At 64.8% G+C, this 19,159-nt stretch carries 16 protein-coding genes, 1 tRNA gene and 1 other RNA gene; 4 read left to right on the top strand and 14 right to left on the bottom strand.

Features of this window, described 5'->3' with window-relative positions:
• Positions 1-14 precede the first annotated feature (14 nt).
• The 8 genes from H5T65_04575 to H5T65_04540 form a co-directional block, all read right to left on the bottom strand.
• Positions 15-1,568 carry a glycosyltransferase family 39 protein gene (locus tag H5T65_04575; GenBank protein ID MBC7258498.1) on the bottom strand — a complete coding sequence of 518 codons (1,554 nt, stop codon included), beginning with the start codon at positions 1,566-1,568 and terminating at the stop codon, positions 15-17.
• Between the two features lie 251 nt (positions 1,569-1,819).
• Positions 1,820-2,113, bottom strand: coding sequence for a BrnA antitoxin family protein (locus H5T65_04570; protein ID MBC7258497.1), 294 nt, complete (start codon positions 2,111-2,113; stop codon positions 1,820-1,822).
• 96 nt (positions 2,114-2,209) lie between these two features.
• Positions 2,210-3,403 carry an acetyl-CoA C-acetyltransferase gene (locus H5T65_04565; GenBank protein MBC7258496.1) on the bottom strand — a complete coding sequence of 398 codons (1,194 nt, stop codon included), beginning with the start codon at positions 3,401-3,403 and terminating at the stop codon, positions 2,210-2,212.
• An 86-nt stretch (positions 3,404-3,489) separates the two neighbouring features.
• Positions 3,490-3,654, bottom strand: a complete 165-nt coding sequence (locus tag H5T65_04560) for a DUF5615 family PIN-like protein (protein ID MBC7258495.1) — start codon at positions 3,652-3,654, stop codon at positions 3,490-3,492.
• Between the two features lie 294 nt (positions 3,655-3,948).
• Positions 3,949-4,386 carry a hypothetical protein gene (locus H5T65_04555; protein MBC7258494.1) on the bottom strand — a complete coding sequence of 146 codons (438 nt, stop codon included), beginning with the start codon at positions 4,384-4,386 and terminating at the stop codon, positions 3,949-3,951.
• 217 nt (positions 4,387-4,603) lie between these two features.
• Positions 4,604-5,149, bottom strand: a complete 546-nt coding sequence (locus tag H5T65_04550; protein MBC7258493.1) for an RNA methyltransferase — start codon at positions 5,147-5,149, stop codon at positions 4,604-4,606.
• A 291-nt stretch (positions 5,150-5,440) separates the two neighbouring features.
• A complete protein-coding gene (locus H5T65_04545; GenBank protein MBC7258492.1) occupies positions 5,441-9,568 on the bottom strand; it encodes an oligosaccharide flippase family protein in 4,128 nt (1,375 codons plus the stop codon).
• Positions 9,565-10,311: a polyprenol monophosphomannose synthase gene (locus tag H5T65_04540; protein ID MBC7258491.1), complete on the bottom strand. Its 747-nt coding sequence runs from the start codon at positions 10,309-10,311 to the stop codon at positions 9,565-9,567. The genes H5T65_04545 and H5T65_04540 overlap by 4 nt, the downstream gene beginning before the upstream one ends.
• 289 nt (positions 10,312-10,600) lie before the next feature.
• On the opposite strand from H5T65_04540, the gene H5T65_04535 reads away from it, so the two are divergent.
• Together H5T65_04535 and H5T65_04530 are read left to right on the top strand one after the other, a co-directional pair.
• Positions 10,601-11,278 (top strand): response regulator transcription factor, encoded by a 678-nt coding sequence (locus tag H5T65_04535; protein ID MBC7258490.1) that lies wholly within the window; start codon positions 10,601-10,603, stop codon positions 11,276-11,278.
• Between the two features lie 119 nt (positions 11,279-11,397).
• Positions 11,398-11,901 carry an HNH endonuclease gene (locus tag H5T65_04530; GenBank protein ID MBC7258489.1) on the top strand — a complete coding sequence of 168 codons (504 nt, stop codon included), beginning with the start codon at positions 11,398-11,400 and terminating at the stop codon, positions 11,899-11,901.
• 56 nt (positions 11,902-11,957) lie between these two features.
• On the opposite strand, the gene H5T65_04525 is transcribed toward H5T65_04530, so the two are convergent.
• Complete coding sequence (locus H5T65_04525) at positions 11,958-13,085, bottom strand: hypothetical protein (GenBank protein MBC7258488.1); 1,128 nt, start codon at positions 13,083-13,085, stop codon at positions 11,958-11,960.
• Between the two features lie 102 nt (positions 13,086-13,187).
• The gene (gene raiA / locus H5T65_04520) at positions 13,188-13,730 is read right to left on the bottom strand and encodes a ribosome-associated translation inhibitor RaiA (protein ID MBC7258487.1); all 543 of its coding nucleotides are present in this window, start codon (positions 13,728-13,730) and stop codon (positions 13,188-13,190) included.
• A 328-nt stretch (positions 13,731-14,058) separates the two neighbouring features.
• On the opposite strand from raiA, the gene H5T65_04515 reads away from it, so the two are divergent.
• The gene (locus H5T65_04515; protein ID MBC7258486.1) at positions 14,059-15,027 is read left to right on the top strand and encodes a LysM peptidoglycan-binding domain-containing protein; all 969 of its coding nucleotides are present in this window, start codon (positions 14,059-14,061) and stop codon (positions 15,025-15,027) included.
• A 120-nt stretch (positions 15,028-15,147) separates the two neighbouring features.
• Positions 15,148-15,966, top strand: a complete 819-nt coding sequence (locus H5T65_04510) for a sortase (protein ID MBC7258485.1) — start codon at positions 15,148-15,150, stop codon at positions 15,964-15,966.
• Between the two features lie 119 nt (positions 15,967-16,085).
• On the opposite strand, the gene rsmA is transcribed toward H5T65_04510, so the two are convergent.
• The 4 genes from rsmA to H5T65_04490 form a co-directional block, all read right to left on the bottom strand.
• On the bottom strand, positions 16,086-16,946 hold the full coding sequence (gene rsmA / locus H5T65_04505) for a 16S rRNA (adenine(1518)-N(6)/adenine(1519)-N(6))-dimethyltransferase RsmA (protein MBC7258484.1): 861 nt from the start codon (positions 16,944-16,946) through the stop codon (positions 16,086-16,088).
• 7 nt (positions 16,947-16,953) lie between these two features.
• Positions 16,954-18,447 carry a DUF348 domain-containing protein gene (locus tag H5T65_04500; GenBank protein ID MBC7258483.1) on the bottom strand — a complete coding sequence of 498 codons (1,494 nt, stop codon included), beginning with the start codon at positions 18,445-18,447 and terminating at the stop codon, positions 16,954-16,956.
• A gap of 75 nt (positions 18,448-18,522) precedes the next feature.
• Positions 18,523-18,786: signal recognition particle sRNA large type (ffs, locus tag H5T65_04495), an RNA gene on the bottom strand.
• 52 nt (positions 18,787-18,838) lie between these two features.
• Positions 18,839-18,923: transfer RNA gene (locus H5T65_04490), tRNA-Ser, on the bottom strand.
• Between the last annotated feature and the right edge of the window lie 236 nt (positions 18,924-19,159).

Here is a 19,159-nt window from a genome sequence, read left to right as displayed (position 1 = left end):
CCGCAATGGGCGGTTCAGTCAACCCGCCGATACAGCGTGAAGTGCTCTATGACAGTTTCCACTTGGTACTGAGTTTTCAGCCGTTCTACCAACTGCGGGTACCACGACAGGGCCGTCTTGGAGTCCACTCGCTGCACCGGGTTGTAATCCTGCTCTACAACGATGAAATAGAGCGGTCGGCGCAGATCAAGATCCCTTAAGAAGTCGGCGAACCACCGTTGGGTCAGGGGATGTCCCTTTCGGTCAATCACGAAGGGCAGGATTATACTGAAACGAGTCGGGCACCGCCTGTCCGCAAGAAAGTTGATGCCTGCCTCAAATCCCCAAACCTGAACGAAGTCCTCGGGCATCGTGTGGGCGCGCAGGTAGTCCGCGACCTCCATCTCCGCCAGGAACGAGAAATCCCCGCGCCCATAGGTGCTGAACCGTTCGTAGAATTCTGTTGGGGACTTGAGTCCGACAGCGATGCGAATCACATCTCCCGCACGGACGAGACATGGCCAAACCGAGCCAGCGACTCCCAGCGCCAGAACTGTTATGGCGATCCAGGTGTGGAGTCGGTCCGGCGCCTCGCGTAGCCCCCGAATTGTCGCAGCGAGCGCAGTCCCCGCCAGGATGGCCGTGTATGGGAAGATTGGAATCCAATGGTATATCCATTGATGAGGCTGGGCGTACACGGCAAGGACGGCAGCCACGCCCATGAGGAGGACAGGCGCTGGTTTCCGCGCTGTGCGCGTCGCCACAAGCCAGAGCGTGGACGCAATCGCCAGAATGCTGAAGCCCGCCCAGCCGATGCTGAAAAGCGAAGCCAGCGTATCGTCCACCATATCGCGTACCCAGGCGCCCCACGAGGCATGGCGTGCCGTTTCGCGATAGATCACCATGTTGAACGTGCCGACCTGGCTCACTAGTTCACCCAGTGCCCCGGTTGCCACAAAGTACGCCGCTGCCGCCGCCAGGACCGCACCGACGCCAGCGGCAAATGATACGGCATCCAGCAGCCCGTGCGCCCACGCCTCCTTCCGCCGACTCAAGGCGAGCCACAGCACCAGCGCCAAGGGCCATAGCGCCAGGGTTGGCTTATAACACAGGGCGGCGCCAAACAGGCCACCTGCGACGACCAGTCTCCAGCGTTGATGCCCATCACCTCTGCGCACCAGCAGGTATAGCCCTGCCAGACTGAAGACGTTGGCGAAGCATTCAGCCTGGGCGCTGAACCAGGGATCTAGCGGCACGTATAGGAGAGCGTAGGCTGCCATGGCTGCGTATCCAGCCCCTCGCCCGAAAAGGGTCGCCGCTACCCGCGCCGCCAACCAGCAGCCTGCCAGGAGTGCTACCCACTCCACGATGCGGATGCTCATAATGCTGTGCCCGAAGAACCACTCTGCTAGGGCGTAGGTCCAGTAGATGGCAGGCGCCGGATTCTGCCACGTGTCCAGGTAGAGGACTTCTCCGCGAAGGATCAGACTTCCGCCGTATGCGTAGATGCCCTGGTCTCTTCCGAAGGGCAGCGGGAGCAAGAGCAGGCCGAGATGCGCAACAAGGCCGAGAGCGACAACGTCCACCATGCGACCCTGCATACGCAAACCGCGGATCCAGTTGGGACTCAAATCGCTGCTCCCTCAAGCACAGTTCTTGCAATCTGGCCACAAGCAAGCCTTTTGGCTGTGATGCCTGCCAGATACAGGGCGTTGTTTCGGCCAACGTTTCGCCCCTGTCATTGCCGCCGCCAGTGATACTCCGCCTTGCACGTCCAGGTTACGTTGCAGGGTGGATGACCGCCCCTGCTCCCCTATTGCCTGTGCGGGCCGAACTCCGACTAGTCCGTCCCCGCTGCTGCGCGCAATTCCTCCTCAATGCGTTCGGCCAGGTATATTTTGAGCAGCGATTGGTAAGGCACGTCGCGCTTGTTCGCCAACAACTTCAGATCTTCCAGCAACGTTACGGGTAGGCGGATGGAGACGGTTCTCGTCGTCGGTTTCAGGTTCGGCAGCCGCACGGCACGCGCTTGCTTCCAGTCCACGTACTCCGCCGAGTCGTGGGCAGACCAAAACTCGCGCTCCTGCTCTTCGCTCTCAAACTGCGGTATTTCTTTCACCCGTTTCTTCCGCATCTCTGTACACCTCCCGTTCCCGACGGCTCATATCTCGCGCCGAGATTACGCGGAGCAGGTTTTCGCGAACGGTTACGACGACGAACAGACGGCCGGCTACTCCATCTCCACGCTCAGCGCCACGGCCTCGCCGCCGCCCAGGCACAACGTCGCCAGGCCGGTCTTCAGCCCGCGATCCTTGAGCGCATGGAGCAGCGTTACCAGGATGCGCGCGCCGCTGCACCCGATGGGATGGCCCAGGGCGATGGCTCCGCCGTTCACGTTCACCCGCGCCCAGTCCCAGCCCAGCGCCTTGCCGTCGGCCAGCGCCTGCGCGGCGAAAGCCTCGTTGGCCTCTATCAGGTCGTAGTCGTGGATGGTCTTGCCGGTCTGCTCCATCAGCCTCTGCACGGCGTGTACCGGCGCGATGAACAGCCACAGCGGTTCCACGGCGGCCTGGGCGTAGCCGGTGATGGTGGCGATGGGCGGAATGCCGAGTTGGTCGGCTTTCTCGCGGCTCATGACGACAACCGCCGCCGCGCCGTCGGTGATGCCGGGGGAGTTGCCCGCCGTAACGATGCCGCCCGGCTTGAACGCGGGCTGGAGTTTGGCCAGGGCTTCCAGCGTGGTGTCGGCCCGCGGGCACTCGTCAGTGTCAAAGACCAGCGGCGGCCCCTTGCGCTGGGGCACTTCCACGGGCACGATTTCCGCCTTGAACTTGCCGGCCTGGATCGCGGCGATGGCCTTCATCTGGCTTTCGTAGGCAAAGCGGTCCAACTCCTCGCGGGTCAGGTGATACTGTTCGGCGATGAATTCCGCGGAGTTGCCCATGTGGTGGTTGGCGAAGGCGCACCACAGACCGTCGTGGACGACGGCGTCCACCACCTTGCCGTCGCCGAGCCGGTAGCCGGCGCGCGCCTGCGGCAGGATGTACGGCGCCATGCTCATGTTCTCCATGCCGCCCGCGACGAAGATGTCGCCGTCGCCCGCTTTGATGGCCTGGGCCGCGAGCATCACCGTCTTGAGACCGGAGCCGCACACCTTGTTGACGGTCGTCGCGCCGACGGTGGGCGGCAGGCCGGCGTAGATGGCCGCCTGGCGGGCGGGAGCCTGGCCCACTCCCGCCGGCACAACGCACCCCATGAGGACTTCGTCAATGGCCGCGGGGTCTGGAATGCCCGCGCGCTTCACCGCCTCCTTGACGGCGACGGCCCCAAGACGCGGGGCGGGGGTTGTGGACAGGGTTCCCATGAACTTGCCGATGGGGGTGCGCACCGCGCTGACAATGACCGCGTCCCGTTTGATTTTCATCGCCTTCCTCCTTGAAGTGTTGTGAACAATCTCCGCTGATTGTATCAGGACGTGCCGCTCCTCCGTGATGGCAAGGGCACATTGCATCACGGGTTACGGTTGCTCCTCCAAGACACGAGGCCGCCGAAGTCCTTGTCGCGGGTAACAAGAATACGGCTCTGCTCACGGGTCGCCTGTAGCAGTTCCATATCGCCGGCGCGCGACAAGCCAGCCGTTGCCGGATAGACATCCTGATCCAGGAGGAATCTCATGGTGCTACAGCCATGATGTGAACGTCTTCCGCCGCCAGCACCTCAATGGCATCGTGGGCCAGCCCTCTGTGCCGCGCACTCGCCGCTCAACCAGAGTATACTATGTACGCCCCAGGCCGTCAAGGGTGCTGTGGCGCGGGGCGTTCCTGCCCCAGCCCCCGCATGTGATACGCCACAATCCCCAGCGCGACGCGCACATTCAGCGACGCGCCCTTGCCCCACGGTGGTATCACACGGTCATCCTTTGCGGTACATGTGAATTTCAGGCGAGCACTCCCAGGAACACACCCCGGTTCACTGCAGGTTCTCCAAATCTGCCAAATCCTGCAATCGTCCCACGGCCTTCTTGTTCTTCTTCAGGTTTTCCAGGTCTATGAAGTTCACGATAACGCCGTCTACTTCAACCTCCACACGCGAAGCGTAGCAGGTGCCAAACTCCACGCCCAACGCCGTTGTGAGCAAGTCTATCCGATTCGGTGGGTACCCGAGCTGAATGACCTGATCCGGGACGAGGAAGTCCTCGGCCTTCAGTCCCAATGAGCCAAATCCGAACTGTTCCAAAGCCTTCACGATCCTGGCTGCGTTTTCGGGAGTCGGCTCTATCCAAATGTCTATGTCCTTGGTGTACCGGGGATAGCCATGGATGGCGACCGCATACCCACCGATGACCAGGTACCTAACGAGGTTGTCGTTTAACGATATGATAAACTCTTTGAAGTCTTGGTTCAGCACCGTGCTTCCACCTGTGGTATTCGCGGCGGATTTCTTCTAGGGCAGCGAGTCTCGCTTGGTACGATAGGGTCTGCCAATAGGCGAAATCGGTTGGTTGCTCGGAAATACGCACTTTCCTGTAAACTTTGCTGATGCGTCTTTCTTTCATCTGTGCTTTCTGACCCATCCTTGCCCACACATGCCTGCAATCGTATTATAGACCCTGAACTGCCGGTCGTCAACGGCCAGCGGACGGGGGTGAGTCTGTCTTCTGGCGGATGTGGTACACCACAATCGCCAGCGCCACGTGGACGTTGAGCGACGCACCCTTGCCCCACATGGGGATGAACACGGCCTCGTCGCATAGCGCCAGCGTGGCCTTCGTTACGCCGTGATCCTCGTGGCCCACCACCAGGCACACCTTGTCGGGCCAGTCCACGGCATGGTACGGGGCGGCGTCGGCGGTGAGTTCCAGCGCGTAGACGCGATACCCGTCGTCCTTGACCTGGCGGATGGCATCGGCGGCGTCGGGCACGTAGCGCCACGGGACGCGGGCGTGCTTGCCGCGGCCCACCTTGGCCACCGTGGGGTTGTCGGGCGTCGGCGTGATGCCGGTGAGGATGAGTTCATCCAGCGCGGCGGCGTCGGCGATGCGGAAGATGGAACCGACATTGACGGGATACTCCACGCTTTGCAGGATGGCGACGATGCTGTGGGCGATGGGCAACTCCCGCCGCACCTGGCGGTGAAACCGCTTCAAGTCCGTCCCGCGCAACGGTTTCATGTCATCGCTCCCATGTGGCCCGCCAATACCATTTTACCGCCGAGCACGCGGAGACCGCAGAGAGTTACCCTGAAATCTCCGCGTTCTCGCCGGTCTCCACGGTGAGAATCTTTTACGAGCGTAGGGCAGGTTTCCACACCTGCCTCCTGCCTCCGGCGGCTATGGAAAGCCGCCCTACGAAACTTCCACACAGAGACACAGGAGCACAAAGGGATTGTTTTCTGTGCCTTTATCTCTTCGTGTCTTTGTGCCTCTGTGTGAGAAAACGATCCCAACAGAGATCACAGAGCATCAAGGAGTACTCTCCCCCTCGGCGATCTCTGCGGCGGGAGCCTTTCCGCGCAGCAGGCTTCGCAATCGCCCCATTGGAATGGCGGCCAACACCACGTCCAGGTCTTTCCCGCGGAACCCGCCGACAAGCCACAGGACGACCGGATACGCGACGATCGCCAGCAGCAGCCCCAGCAGCAGGCTCACGGGGCGCATCGCCCACAGGATTCCCGCGCACGCCAGCGACGCCACCAGCGGCTGCCACGTGATGCCCACCCACGGCACGCGCGTCAGGTGCTTGCGCACGGCGTAGTAGAACGGCAGCAGGAGCGCGATCTCCGAGAAGATGAGGATCGCCGCCGCGGCCTGGTATCCGTACCTCGGCACGAACAGGAAGTTCATCACCACGTTGAAGGTCATCCCGATGAGGAACGCTTTGGTCAGGAATCGCTGCTGGTCAATGGCGATGAGCACGTACTGGGTAACGGCGTTGATGAACCCGAAGGGCCGCGAGAGAATCAGCAGTTGCAGCGCGATCATGGATTGGGGCAGGTAGCGGCTCCCGCCCAGCACGGCGATGAGTTCGCGGGAGATGAACAGCGTGATGACGGTAACGGGCAAGATGAACATCAGGAGCAGGCGCAGCGACAGGATGTAGGCGCGCACCAGCGACTCCCGTGCCGATTCAGCGTAGCGCGACATGAGCGGGAAGATGGCCAGCGTGAAGTACGACGGCACGATTTGCAGCGCGTCAATCCAGCGGTGGGCGGCCGAGTAGTATCCCACCTCCGCGTCGCCCCGATACTGCTGGAGGAACTGAATGTCAATGCGGAAGAAGATAGTGGCCAGCAGGTGGTTGATCATCAGCGGGTACGAGTCGGACAGGAGGCGGTAGCCGAAACTTGGCTCAAACTCCAGGCGCGGGCGGAAGTAGAACCGCGCCGCCAGGATGCCCAGGATGAGCAGCGTAATCACGTTGACCACCACCGACACGCCCGCCAGCCCCACCACTCCCCAGCCCAGCAGCAGCACCAGCGCCCCCAACATCACCCGCAGAATCGTCGTAACCGACGAGATGGCCGCGGGGTACTCCATCTGCTCGTGGGCGTAGAACACCGACGAGATGGCCTCGGCGAAACTGCTGAAGATCAGCCCGATGCTGAACAGCAGCACCGCCCACACGGTCTCCATGGCCATGTTGCCGACCCGCGCCGAAAGCACCAGGATGCCCGCCAGGATGGGCAAGGACACCGCCCACAACAGCAGCCGTAGCACGAGGGTGTTGCCCAGGTAGCGGCGCTGCTCTTCGGGCTTCTTGGACGCCTCGCGGGTCAGGAGCGTCCCCAGGCCGAACAGGACGAGGATCTCAAAGTACCCGATGAGGTTGACGGCCGTCTGGTAGCGCCCCGCGCCCACCGGGGCCAGGATGCGCAACATGAGCATGGCGAACACCAGGTCAATGAAGCGGTTCAGCAGCGACATCCCCATCAGCACCAGCGAGTTCTTCGCCACGCGCTTCACCGCCGAGTCGCCCGCGTCGGCGCGGTAGAAGCGCCGCCACACGGCGAACACCGCCAGCAGCACCATGGACATGGCCGCCAGGAACGACGCATACAGCCCCAACTTGAACGACATGGGCGTGTACTTGAAGCGGATGGTGTACGTGCCCGGCTCCAGGTACACGGCGCGGAAGTTGCCGTCGGCGCGGTAGAGGGCCAGTTCGCGCTCGTCGGCGTCGCCCTCGGCCCTGGCATACGCCTTCCATCCCGGGAAGTAACTGTCGGCGAGCACCACCAGGCTGGGTTGGGCCAGGCTGGCCTTCAGAAACACCTCGTTGCCCGCGTAGGATTCCACGGCCACCGGCGCGTACTGGGCAGGCTGCGCGGCGGCCTGGGCGCGGAACCCATGCTCCTCTTCCAGGACAACGTACATGCGCGGGTCGTACTGCTTCAGCGCGTCGCCCACCTTCTCGCGGGGCACGACGACGGCGGCGGTGGCCGGCAGCGCGAAGGCGCGCGGCATGGCGTTCTGGTTCTCGTACACCCGCACCTCGCCGCTGTACACAAGTCGGTAGCCTGGGCGGTCAATCTCCTGCGTCGCGATGACGTACTTCACGTTCAACAGGTGTAGCAGCGGCGAGTCCAGCGAGTTCAATTCCGACAGCGGCGCGATGCGGTTGTACAGCAGTTCGTCCTGCGCCTCAATCCACCCCATGTATTCTACGTACTGCTTGGGGATGATGGAGTCGTAGCCCCGAATGTCCTGGAAGCCGAAGATCATGCCCGAATTGGCGTTGAAGGGCTTTTCGCCGGGCGCGATAAACGTGGTGAACCGCCACAGGCCCTGGTCGCGCTGGAGGAAGTCCACCACCGGCGGCTTGAACTCCAGCAGCGCGGGGTCGGTTCGGGGGTTGAACCCGATGCCCACCACGAACAGGTCCAGGGCGACGACGGCTGCGGCGGCGATTTTCCACCCGTGCCCGCGCGCCCGCGCCGCCCACCGCACTACCAGGCCCGACAGGAGCAGGAACAGGCCGAACAGGAAGAAGTTGCGGAACTGATACGAGTACAGCATGGCGCCGTCGGCGAAGGCGCGCTGCGCCAGCCCCTGCGTCTGGACGAAGCGGTCGGCCAGGCGGAGCGTGAACCCGCCCATCGCGCGGGACAGCAGGAGCGCGCCAAGTCCCAGCGCCCCGACCGCCGCCGCGAAACCGGCCAGCCATCGGGTCGCGCGGTTCACGCGCTCGGAATCGGCCGCCCAGCGGGAGAGCGCCGTAACCCCAAGGCCCGCCAGCACTGCCACGCTGAGCGTGTAGGCGAAGACCCAGCGGAACGGCGAATGCAACTGGTTGGCGCCGGGGACCAGGTAGAAGAACAGCGCGTACAGCGGCGTGCCGAACGCCATCAGCACCGACACGACGGCCAGCGACGCGAAAATCCACACGGCGGCGCCGCGCCTGCGGATGACGGCGATCACGGCCAGCAGCAGCGGCAGGATGCCGACGTAACTTCCCGCCTCCACGTAGTTCTTCCACGTGGGCAGCCCCTTTGTCCACGCGATTTCAGTGATGGGTTCGCCCAGGGCGTTGGTGGTAACGGGCACAACCTGCCACCGGAACAGGTCAAAGTACTGGTGGTGGCTGGGGTTGCCGAAGAAGTCGGGGACGAAGAAGGTGATGATCTGCCGCCAGGGATAGGCCCAGCCGACGACCTGCTGGTAACTCGCGGCCCCCTGACGGAAGTTCTGGCGGACCAGTTCGTACAGGGGAACCCACTGCACCGCGCCCAGGCCGATGCCCAGCACCCCCAGCGCCGCCAGCCAGGCCACCGCCCGCCCCGCCATGGGCCAGAAGGCCCGCTGGTGCCGCAACCCCATGGCGACGAGCCGCCCCGCCGCGTAGTAGGCCAGGATGATGGCCACGTACACCATGATCTCCACGTGGCCCGCCAAAATCTGCATGCCCAGGCCGGCGGCCCCCACGAGCACCCACAGCGCGGCCCTCCAGTGGCTGGCCGACGCCTCGGCCAGGCGCAGCAGTTTCTCGGCCACCCACAGCAGGAAGGGCAGCCACGTAACCGCGGCGACGATCATGGGGAAGTCCACGCTCACCACCATGAAGGCGCTGAAGGTGAACGTAACCCCTGCCACAAACGCCCCCGCGCGGCTGGCCCCCAACGTCCGCACGAATAGGTGCGTAAACAACCCCGCCAGCACGAAATGGATGTACGTGAACACGCCGTAGGCCAGGGGCAGCGGCAGCACGTAGTACACGAGGCTCAGGGGATACATGGCCGAATGCTGCCCCGCCGCCAGGAAGGGAACCCCCGCGAACAGGTAGGGGTTCCACAGAGGAATCTGCCGCTGGTGGAGCGACTGGAGGATGAACTGCTTCCAGACGTAGTTCTCCAGGATGAGGTCGCTCAGCAGTTCGTTGTGGGGGAAGCGAACGCCGAGCGACGCCGCGAAGGTACGCCACGGCTCAAAGGCGAACAGGTTGTCCGCCGGCAGCAGGGTCTTGCCCCCGAAGATGACGGGCCAGAAGAAGATCAGCGGGAGCAGCGCGAATCCCAGCACAGGGAGCCACCTGCGCCCGCGAGGAGTCTGGAAGAACCGAAGCCCTGCGCCGAAACCAACCTTGACGCCGCTCACCCGCCCCCTCGGAGCCGCCGATACCGCCAGCGAATCTCAAACACGCGCCATGCGGCCTCTAGTTTCACGGGAATGGTCATCTTGGACCTGCCGATACGCCGATCCTCAAAGAAAATGGGAATCTCCAGTACTCTCAACCCTAACTTCTCGCTCAGGTAGGCCATCTCCACCTGGAAGATGTACCCGCCGGAGTGCACGCGGTCCAGGTCTATGCGCTCCAACGCCTCGCGCCGCCAGCACTTGAACCCCGCCGTGGCGTCGCGCGTCTTGACGCCCAGGATCAGCCGCGTGTACACGCTGTTGGCGAACCAACTCAACAGGTAGCGGCCCAGGCCCCATTGCTCGTCCAGCCGCCCGCCCTCCACATAGCGGGAGCCGACCACGACATCGTACTCTGGCATCTTCTCCAGGAATACGGGTATGTAGTTCGGCGAGTGGGAAAAGTCGGCATCCATCTGGATGATGTAGTCGGCGCCGTGGGCCATGGCGTAGCGGAAGCCCGTAACGTAGGCCGTGCCTAGCCCCATCTTGCCGGGGCGGTGGATGACGTGCAGGCGGCCCGGGTATTTGGCGGCCAGGGCGTCGGCCACCTCGCCCGTGCCGTCCGGCGAGGCGTCGTCCACGACTAGAATCTGCAGATCCTGCACCGGCTGGGCAAACAGTTCGGCCACAAGGGTGGGCAGGTTGTCGGCCTCGTTGTAGGTCGGTATGACAACCATGGTCAAACGGGTTGCGTCCGTCATCAAGCATCCCTTCTCAGCATAGGGTGGTGGTGCGATTATAGCCCTTTCGGCGGGGCGGGTCAAACGCGGTTTGTCTGACATGTGCGTGAATTCTCTCCGAAAGTCGTCGGTGGCATATTGCTAACCGCGCGCAAATGCGTTATAATAGGTGTGCACGCACAGGGGACTCACATCTTTCGCCTCCATTGCCACCAGGGATCTTGAGAAGCGACTGCCGGCACGGGGGCTTTTTTCGCTCACGGGCCGAGCAAAATTGTCATAGCGGCCAGGCAAATTCCGGACATTGCCTATGGAAACCAAAATCCTTCTGATTGACGACGACCTCTTGGAAGCGGAGCGAATCCAGGCTTCTTTGCGGCGCGCGGGTTTTCACGTGCAGATGGCTCCGCCCAGCCGCAAGGCGGTACGCCTGGCAAAGGGGCAAGGCTACGCCCTGGTTGTCCTCAGCCTGAACGGCCACACCACATCTCCCCAATCCTTTGGCAACTCGCTGCGGCGCGCCATCGGCTCCACGCCGTTGGTGTTCGTGCCGCCCGAGGGCGTCCAAGTGCCGGCGGCGGAGAATCAGCGCGTGCTGGATCGTCCGACCACAACCCGCCGAATCTTGTACCATGTGCGGCGACTGCTCTCGCAACAGAAACCCAGACCCATTCACGTGGGCGACCTGACGCTGGACTACGAGAACCAGTGCGTGTGGAAAGGCGAGGAGCGATGCCCGCTGACCCCCAAGGAGTTCCGCCTCCTGGAGTTCTTCATGACCCGCCCCCGCGAGGTTCTGTCCAAGAAGCAGATTCTGGAGGCCGTGTGGGATACGACGTACATGGGCTACATCCGCACCATCTACGTGCACATCCGCTGGCTGCGGAAGAAGTTGGAGGCGGACCCCTGCCGCCCCGAGTACATCCGCACGGTGCGCGGCATCGGGTACGTGTTCAGTTGCCCCGAAGCGCCCGCGCCCGAAGGATAGGCTACGCCGGGCCAGCCCGTGCGCGGCCTCTCGCCCCATTTTGTAGTCCTTCGCAAACCGTGCTAGAATACGCAGCGACATTGACCTAGGCGTTCATCGTGCCGAGGGGGAGGAGAACAGTGCATACCCCCGTCCTAGTGCTGAACCACAATTTCCAACCGTTGCACGTATGCAGCACGCGCCGGGCCATGACCCTGCTCTACCTGGGCAAGGCGGAAGTCGTGGAGAATGGCCGCGGGTACGTGCGAACGCCCTCGCGCTTGCTGCCCCGCCCGTCGGTCATTCGGCTCCATCGGACCGTGATGCGTCCCTATCCGCGCGTGCGCCTCAGTAAGAAGGAAATCTTCCGGCGCGACAACTACACGTGCCAGTACTGTGGGCAGCCATCCAAGCACCTCACGGTGGACCATGTGATTCCCCGCCACAGGGGCGGCACGCCCACTTGGGACAACCTGGTGTCGGCGTGTCCCGCGTGCAATCGGCGCAAGGGCGGGCGGACGCCCCAAGAGGCCCAAATGCGGCTTCTGCGGCCCGCGTTTGAGCCGCGCGCCAACAGCCTGTACCTGTTTCGCCACTACCTGGACGAATACGAGGAATGGCGCAAGTTCGTTGAAGGCTGGTGAGTCGCCGAGGCTTTCCGCAAGATGTCCGAACGACCCGCCCACAGAGGCGGGTCGTTTTATTGCCGGGCTTGCGGCTCCGGGGCGCCCTGCGCGATGTCCACCAGCGCGTACAGCCCTCCGGAGACGAGCGAGTGCCCGCCGAGCAGGACGGGGACGGGCGCAGCGGCGGCGGCCTGGGTGATCGCCTTCAGCGCGGGGTCGGCGATGTCGTCCGGGCGGAGCAGGTCCGAGCGGTACCGGTCCGCGTTGGTCGGCCACTTGCCCAGGTGCGACAGGAGCACGCGGCTGTCCAGCAGGACCAGGTCGGCCACTTCTGCCAGGGCCTGGAACAGCCCTTCGGGGCCGCGCTCGCCCAGGAGATACCCCAGGACCGTCCGCACTTCGCCCCTGTCCATGCGGCCGCTGGCCCTCATCCCGCGCTCCTCGGCCAGGACGGCCACCGTGCACGGGGTGTGCGCTTCCAGGTAGGCGCGCGCGGCCGCCCCTACCCTCCCCGCCAGCAGGACGCGAGCGCCGGGCTTCCGCAGGACCTCCAGCGCGCGCCGGATGGGAGACAGGTCCAGCCCGACGCCGTCCAGATACGCGCGCAGGCGCGGGGGGCAAGCGGGATGCGCCTGGCAGATCATCAGGTCCACGGGCGTGTCCAGGTCAAACAGGCTTGCGACGCTCGGCGGGAGGGCCAGCGCCTCCAGGCCGGCCTGTCGCGCCAGTCGCCACGCCAGGTCGTTGTCGGTGTCGGGAGGCTCAATGCGGCCGATGGCCTCGCCTGGCGTGAAGGCGACGAGGTCCGAGGAGTAGAAATTGTTGGCCACAAGCCGATTCTCGCCCTGCGCCACGGTGTCCGAAATCCAGCGAAGGTCGTCCTCTGTGAGGAATATGCCGCTGCCGCCTCCCGCGTAGAAGGGCCGCGCCAGGCGGTGCGCCGTTACCAGGTCGCGCAGGCGCCGCCCGAAGTGGAAGGCTCCGCTGTCCAGGGCCACTTCGGCGTCGGGGTGCGAGGCGCGAATCCTCGCCGCGAAACGCGCCGAATTGGCGGCCACCAGCATCCGCCCGATGCTCCCCACGCGGGCGGCGCGGTCCAGCCAGTCCAGCGTGGCGGCGCGCCAGGCTTCCGCCATCATCTGCTCTTCGGGCGTCGTCTCGTCTCCGCCCACCATGAGGATCAGTTCCACATGCGCCGACATTCGGCCCCTCCAAATTCGGCGGGGCTAGAGCGTCTGCCCTAGCCCCGTCCCGCACATTGGATCGGTGTTTGTGAGGGTTGCGCGCCCGTGCGGCAGGCGGCCCTAGACGACCTCCGGCTCCAGCAGGCCGTAGTCGCCGTCATGCCGACGGTAAACCACGCTCAGGCGGTCGGTGTTCACGTTCATAAAGATGAAGAAGTCGTGCCCCAGGAGTTCCATCTGCTCAATGGCTTCGGTCTCGTCCATGCGGTCCACGCGGAACCGCTTGGTGCGGACGATGTGGGGTTCTTCCTCCTCCGCTTCGCTCACGGGGACCGGGGGCATCTCCCCGGGGCTTGGGCGGCCGCGGCGACGCTGCTTGCCCTTGTACCGCGCGATCTGGCGGTGCATCTTGTCCACCGCGGCGTCAATGGAGGCGAACATATCGGCGGATTTCTCCTCCACGCGGAGGATCGTGCCGCTGCTGCGCACCGTTACCTGCACAACCTGGCGGTCCTGGGCGCTCTTGGTCTTCTCCACGGCCAATTCCACACGCGCCTCGTCAATGGTGGGAAGGTACCGATCCAGTTTGCCGATCTTCTTCTCCACGTATGACCGTAGCCAGTCCGTAACCTCCACGTTCTTGCCCGTGATGATCAGTTGCATCTCCCTGCTCCTTATGGTTTAGGATATCGTGCCGAGAAACTCGGGATGTGTTCAACGCTCCATGACAAAGGCCGACCTGTGGCATTTGCCCGTGGAGGTCGGCCTCACCTTTCCCCCGAAGCGCTCATCTATACCGCCTATCCGTGGTCGCGACAGGAAAAGACGGGTTACGATTGCAGATCCATTATAGCGCACAAGTGTCCATTTGGCAATAAGCGAATTCGGATTTTGGCGCGACCGCGGTATAATAGGGACTATGAGGAAGCACGCCGCGATGTTCAGCACGCCTGGGGCCAGAACGGAGCCGTACCGCAGGGGTAGGGACGCAATGCGACGCGCCCTTACCGTGGCCCTGTGCCTGGCGCTCGTGCTCCTTGCGGCATGCGGGCATGTGTGGACGCTCCCGACGGACACGCCGGCCCCGTCGGCGGCTGCCATCACGCCTTCGCCGGCGCCGCCCACGCCCACCGGCACCCCCCGCCCGCCGCAGCCGGTTTGGCTTCCGACGCGCACGCCCGCGCCCACGCCGACGCCCGTCATCTACGTGGTGCAGAAGGGCGACACGCTCATCGGTATCGCGAGGCAGTTCGGCGTCTCGGCCACCGTGTTGCAAACGGCCAACGGCATCGTGGATCCAAGGCGGCTGCAAATCGGCCAAGAGTTGCTCATCCCGCCGCCCGAGCAGGGGACGGCGCAGGCGCTGCCGACGCCCACGCCTGTGTCCGTGCGCGTGGAGCGGCTGAGCGTGCACGCTCTGCCTGCCGGGGGCTTCTGCGTCCTCGGCGAGGTAGTGAATCCGCTGCCCCAGGCGGTGGAACGCGTGGCGGTGGAGGTAACCCTGCTGGACGGCGCGGGAGGCGTGGTTGCCCAGGAGCAGGCGGCCACCTTGCTGGAGGTCCTTCCCGCGGGCGAGGCGGCGGCCTTTGCGGTCCTGTTTCCCCATGCGCCGACTTTCGCGAACTACCGCGTCGCCGTCGTGAGCGCGGACGTGCTCCAGCACCTGGGTCACCTGTACCTGGATTTCGGCGTGCCTTCTCATGAGTTGCGGACCGTCCGCAACGGGTCGGTTGAGGTGGCGGGGACGGTGCGCAACGAAGGCGCGGCCATCGCCAGGCCCTTCGCCGTCGTAACGTGCTACGACGCCGAGGGCCGCCCCGTCGCGGTTCGCGAAGTGCCCACCGACCCACCGGTCCTCGGCCCGGGCGAGCAGGGGGCGTTCCGCGTGAGCCTGACGCCGCTGGGGGCGGCCATTGACCGCTGCCGCGTGCAGGCGCAGGGGGAAAGTCTCGGCGAATGAGCGTTGCAGAGGACACGAAATCTCGCGAGAAACGCGAAAGGCACCTCGCGGGTTGCGTGCTCCAAACGTTGTCGGAGTTACGCGCATAAACCTGTTACCGTTTGCCAGAGGAATGTCGTTGTGGTAGAGCCGGAAATCTCGGAAGTCCATCCAGTCTCGGCTGGCCCGGAGCGCGGGGAAAGCCCTGCGCGCAAGGCGGGCGTGTTGCGCCGCTTCCACATCGCCGAGGCGCTGATGGTGCTGGGCGTGGTTCTCATCGTCGCGTTCGCGGTCCTGTGGGCGCGGCGGGGCCAAGACGACGCGGGGTTGCCCGCAGCGGTGCAGCCCACGCCATTCCCGACGGTCGCGCCGCCCACGCTCACCCCGACGCCCCCGCCGACCGAATCGCCCGTCGCGGGCGCGCCCGCAACGGTGGCCCTGCCCACGATAGCCCGCAGCACGCCTGCGGTGGCGATGCCCGCGCCGGCCACATCGCCCCCGACCCGCATCGTCATCCCCGCCATCAACCTGGACGCGCCCGTGGTGGAGGTCGGCTGGAAAGTGGTGGAGCGCGACGGGCAGACGACAACCGAGTGGGAGGTAGCCGACTACGCGGCGGGATTCCACATCGGCTCGGCCTATCCGGGCAACGTCGGGAATACGGTCCTATCGGGCCACCACAACGTGCGGGGCAAGGTGTTCCGGTATCTGGTGAACGTGAACCCGGGAGACCTCGTCATCCTGTACGCCGATGGCCGGGCCTACTACTACCGGGTGGAGAGCAAGCAGATTCTGCCCGAAAAGTACGCCTCGGATGAGCAGCAGCGGAAGAATGCGGAACTCATCGGATACTTTCCCGACGAGCGGCTGACCCTGGTAACCTGCTGGCCCTACACCAGCAACACCCATCGCGTCGTGGTCGTTGCGCGGCCCGTTCCCCCACCCGCCGACGCGAAGTAGCCGTTCACCACAGCAGGGCAATTCCTGAACCGCGAACGGACGCGAATCTGGGCGAATGTGCAATCCACGAATACTACGAGTGGACACGAATTGTTTGGCTCTATTCGTGTAGATTCGCGCTATTCGTGGATAACCGGGTGCCCGCCACCAGCGGCGAAGACGTTGGCCAGCGCAGCCCACTCCTCCAGGCGCAGCGTTTCGGCGCGCCGCTTCGGATCCACGCCCGCGGCCTTGAGCGCGGCTTCGGCCTGCTCCGGCGGGATGCCCAGCCCCGCGCTCAAGGCGTTGCGCAGTTGCTTGCGCCGCTGCGAGAAGCCCGCCCTTGCCACGCGGAACAGCAGCGCCTCGTCGGCCACGGGGGCCACGGGCGAGGGTCGCGTTTCCAGCCGCAGGATGGCCGAATCCACCTTGGGCGCGGGGGTGAAGGCTCCTGCCGGGATGCGGGTTACGATGCGCGAGGCCGCGTACCACTGCACCGCCACGGCCAGCAGGCTCATGGCGCCTGGCCGCGCGCAGATTCGCTGCGCCACTTCCCACTGCACCGTCAGCACGGCCAGCGAGGGGCGCACGTCCGCCTCCAACAGCAGGCGGAGCACCGCCGAGGTGATGTAGTAGGGCAGGTTGGCGACGACCTTGTACGGGAGGGAGCGCGCCAGGTGCGGGCGGAGAAGTTGCCCGATGTCGGTGGCCAGGATGTCGGCGTGTACCAGCGACAGTCGCGGATGGCCCGCGAAACGCTCTTCTAGCAGGCGTACCATGCGGGGGTCCAGTTCCACGGCGACGACGTGCCCCGCATGGGCCAGCAAGTGCTCGGTTAGGTTGCCCGTCCCCGGCCCGATTTCCAGCACCACGTCGTCGGGTGACAGGTCTGCCGCTTCCACGATCTTGCGCAGGTACACGGGGTCGGCGAGGAAGTTCTGACCCAGGCTCTTCTTCGGGCGCACAGGGCCTTCGTCCAGGATGCCCTGCAGCCGGGACATGGCGCGCCTACCTGGACTCTACCGGCCAGTCCGGCAGGACATACCGAATCTGGTCGGGCGGGGGCGGCGGGGCCAACAGGTAAACGTCCACCCACTTCTTCCACAACACCAGGTTATCCTCATCGTAGCACAGGTCAATGCGCAGGCCCTTGATGGCGCCGCCGGTGTCGCCCACGTCGCCGATGCCGTAGCCCGGGACGTACATCTTGGTCTTCAAGTTGACGACGGTCGGGTCCACGGCGATGATGCCCTTCCTGGCCCGCCAGCCCACGCGCGTGATTCCATATTCGGGGTGGTCTCGCGTCTTGCCCGACGTGGCCGCCGTGTACGACGTGGCCAGCACGCGCAACTTGCGCCAGTATTGGATCGTGCCGTAGGGGGTCTCCAACTCGCGGATGACGATCTTGGTGCCGTAGGCGAAGACCTGGTCCTTCGGTTCCAGCGCCACCCATTCGTCCATGACGTCGCGCTGCACCTCCACGCCATCGCGGACAACGGTGCGCACGCGGCGCTTGCGCAGGCCGTCTTCGCCGGGCCGGAGCAGCCGCCGCTGGTCAATCTCCAGCGTCGGGTCCGGCTGCCACACGACCGAGTAGCCGATGGGCTCCTGCTCAATGGTGAACGTCTGGCGCAACCTGACCACCTGGATTCGCATCCCTGTGTGCAGGGGCGTGTCGGCGGGCGGGTCGGTGTAGTCCATGCCGACCAGGACGATTCCCGCCTGGGCCAGCGCGTCGCCGACGGTCGCGCCCTGAACGCGGGCCGAGACCAGGCGCGAGTCCACCTCTATCTCCACGGGGATGGCGCGGCGGATGTAGAGGACCAATCCGGGCGCGACAGGCGTGTCGGCTTCGGGGAAGACCGCATCGCCTTCCAGCAGGCTCACCCCGGCGGCCGCGAGCGCCTCGCCTACGGTGGGCGCGGTGGTGAGGATTTGCGCCGTTACGCCGCCGTCGCTCACGGTCAGGGGGATGGCGCGGCGAACTTCCACCGTCAGCGTGGCCCGCTGGCCGATGTCGCGGCCGCCTCGGCTGGATGCCGCGCGCGGGTTCGCCTCCAAGCCGGACGGCAGGGCTGCGGCCTGCCCGTCCACCAGGATCAGGTCGCGGTCGCCCACGTGGATGCCGGCCTCTTCCAGGATTTGCGACGGAGTGGCCGCGCGCGTCCGGACGGTGAAGACGTGGCCGTCCGCGCGAATGGTAATCGTGCGCGCCCGATGCACCGTAATGGCCATATGCGGGGTCAGCGGGGTTTCCAGGCTCGGCCACACGGCGTCGGCAGCCGAAAGGCGAACCCCCTGCTGTTCCAGAAGCGCGCCCACCGTGGCCGCGTGCGTAGTAACGGGGTGGAACTGCCCGTCCACCCACAGCGCGATCGGCGTGGCCGTCTGCGCGTAGGCGCGCCATCCGAACGCCACCAACAGGATGACGAGCATCGCGAGGGCAACCGCCCGCGCCGCATGCCCCAGCCCACGCGCTGATTTTGTGGCATCCTGCCTCATTGCCTGGTCGCAGGATAGAGGGTACATCATCCTCCTGTGAGATCCCTTGGCCGTGTCCCGGCCATAAACGAAGGGTCGTGCACCCTTCCTTGACCTGCATCCCCCGGCTTGCCCGATCAGCCAACTCCGGCCAGGCGACCCTGTGTCGCCCAGAAGGCACTCCTTACCGTTGCTTCCTCCCGGACCTGGCGGGGTTCGGAGGTTTCTGCCGCACAGGACCCAGCCTTCAACGCCGCTTGACCGAAGCAGTCCCAGGAAATCGCAGGCCGCAAAAGGGCATTCAACCCCGCTGTAGCGGATTGCGGGTACAGGGCACCGCTAGCTCCCCGTTTAGCACGACCCAGGTTCATGTTACCCGATGGCGTCGGGAATGTCAAATGAAATGAAAAGGCGGAGAGGGTGGGATTCGAACCCACGGAGGATTGCTCCTCACGCGATTTCCAATCGCGCCGATTCGTCCACTCTCGCACCTCTCCGCGCACGAGCGAGGGCATTATACCCGCGCGGGGTGGAATTGGCAACTCGGCAGCGCGGAAGGCGCGGTTTCAAAGGAGCGTAGGGCAGGTTCCCATACTGCCCCCTGCCTTTGGCGGCTATGGAAAGCCGCCCTACGTGTCTTGGCATTGCGCCACCAACCCCTTGCGAGCGTAGGGCAGGTTTCCATACCTGCCCCTTGCCTTCGGCGGCTGTGGAAAGCCGCCCTATGTGTCTT

Source organism: Chloroflexota bacterium (assembly GCA_014360805.1).
Lineage (GTDB): Bacteria > Chloroflexota > Anaerolineae > DTLA01 > DTLA01 > DTLA01.
Note: the sequence above shows the minus strand (reverse complement) of the source record. Positions and strands in the feature narration are given on the sequence as shown.

Coding starts and splice junctions, on each gene's coding strand:
- H5T65_04540 (MBC7258491.1), bottom strand. CDS start 10,311: ATGACGGACGCAACCCGTTTGACCATGGTTGTCATACCGACCTACAAC.
- raiA (MBC7258487.1), bottom strand. CDS start 13,730: ATGCAACTGATCATCACGGGCAAGAACGTGGAGGTTACGGACTGGCTA.
- H5T65_04570 (MBC7258497.1), bottom strand. CDS start 2,113: ATGCGGAAGAAACGGGTGAAAGAAATACCGCAGTTTGAGAGCGAAGAG.
- H5T65_04550 (MBC7258493.1), bottom strand. CDS start 5,149: ATGAAACCGTTGCGCGGGACGGACTTGAAGCGGTTTCACCGCCAGGTG.
- H5T65_04525 (MBC7258488.1), bottom strand. CDS start 13,085: ATGTCGGCGCATGTGGAACTGATCCTCATGGTGGGCGGAGACGAGACG.
- H5T65_04565 (MBC7258496.1), bottom strand. CDS start 3,403: ATGAAAATCAAACGGGACGCGGTCATTGTCAGCGCGGTGCGCACCCCC.
- H5T65_04575 (MBC7258498.1), bottom strand. CDS start 1,568: ATGGTGGACGTTGTCGCTCTCGGCCTTGTTGCGCATCTCGGCCTGCTC.
- H5T65_04560 (MBC7258495.1), bottom strand. CDS start 3,654: ATGAGATTCCTCCTGGATCAGGATGTCTATCCGGCAACGGCTGGCTTG.
- H5T65_04500 (MBC7258483.1), bottom strand. CDS start 18,447: ATGAGGCAGGATGCCACAAAATCAGCGCGTGGGCTGGGGCATGCGGCG.
- rsmA (MBC7258484.1), bottom strand. CDS start 16,946: ATGTCCCGGCTGCAGGGCATCCTGGACGAAGGCCCTGTGCGCCCGAAG.
- H5T65_04535 (MBC7258490.1), top strand. CDS start 10,601: ATGGAAACCAAAATCCTTCTGATTGACGACGACCTCTTGGAAGCGGAG.
- H5T65_04515 (MBC7258486.1), top strand. CDS start 14,059: ATGCGACGCGCCCTTACCGTGGCCCTGTGCCTGGCGCTCGTGCTCCTT.